The following is a 1070-nucleotide window of genomic DNA, read 5'->3' on the forward strand; positions in this document are numbered from 1 at the left end:
GTTATTATCATTGTTTTTAATACTAACCTTGATTGTGGGCTATGCACTAAGTTAATCGTAGTTCTTTATGAATAAAACTCAATATTTCGTCAATGATGTAGAAACATGGTTATCTTTCTCCGATTTCCTTATATGAGCAGTTAGCTTTTGCTAGCTGCTCTTTATTTATACAAGATACTCAATTGACTGGCGCACATATAATATCCTGAGTTCCTTTCTTTATAAAATAGTCGTTATAAAATGGGTCTCGTCATGAGAGCACTTTACTAAGTTCTCTTTTTATGTTCCAACTTAATACAAAATGAAATTTTTGTGATGGTTCTCTACAATCCTATACACTTTTTCCTATCTACTATAGTTAATGAAAAAATTTAAACCTCACTAATCACACTTGAAAGTGTTATAATTTAAATTCTTCAAACAATTTATTTTTTTGGAGGGTTAGAGAATGAAAATTTCAATAGTTTGTTTCGATAATTTCACTGATATCGATGTTTTTTTACCATGGGATTTATTAAATCGTGTACGTCTAGTTGGTGGTATTTCTGATTGGGAGGTCCAATTATTAGGAACAAAAAAAACTCATGTATCCATGTCTGGTTTACGTATACCCATGACAGGAAGCATATCCGATATCCCTTCTGCTGAAGCTGTAGTATTTGCAAGTGGTAAGGGTGTACAAGATTTATATAAAAATCAACAATATCTTAATAACATTCGTGTAGATCCTCAAAAACAATTAATAGGCTCTATGTGTTCTGGCTCACTACTACTAGGAGCTAAAAAATTATTAACTGGCAAAAAAGCAACTACATATCCATCCGTAGTAGAACAACTTAAAGAATTTGATGTAGACGTTATTGAACAAAGTTTCGTAAACGAAGGCAATATTTCGACTGCTGCAGGTTGCTTTGCTGCACAAGACCTCTCAGCTTGGATTATAAGAACCCTAATTAATGAAGAAATGGTTGATACTGTGCTCGAAACTGTTCAGCCAGTGGGCAAAGGTTTATATTTTTAATTTCAAATCATGCCCTCACCTATTTGGACGAATTTACCAGTGTTTCTAC

The 1070-nt window shown here is 33.0% G+C and carries 1 protein-coding gene; it reads left to right on the forward strand.

The features are described from left to right. The first annotated feature begins 448 nt into the window (after positions 1-448). On the forward strand, positions 449-1021 hold the full coding sequence (locus DN403_RS30985) for a DJ-1/PfpI family protein (protein ID WP_149186010.1): 573 nt from the start codon (positions 449-451) through the stop codon (positions 1019-1021). The last annotated feature ends 49 nt before the right edge of the window (positions 1022-1070 follow it).

This window comes from Bacillus sp. AY2-1 (assembly GCF_008368965.1).
GTDB lineage: Bacteria > Bacillota > Bacilli > Bacillales > Bacillaceae_G > Bacillus_A > Bacillus_A thuringiensis_S.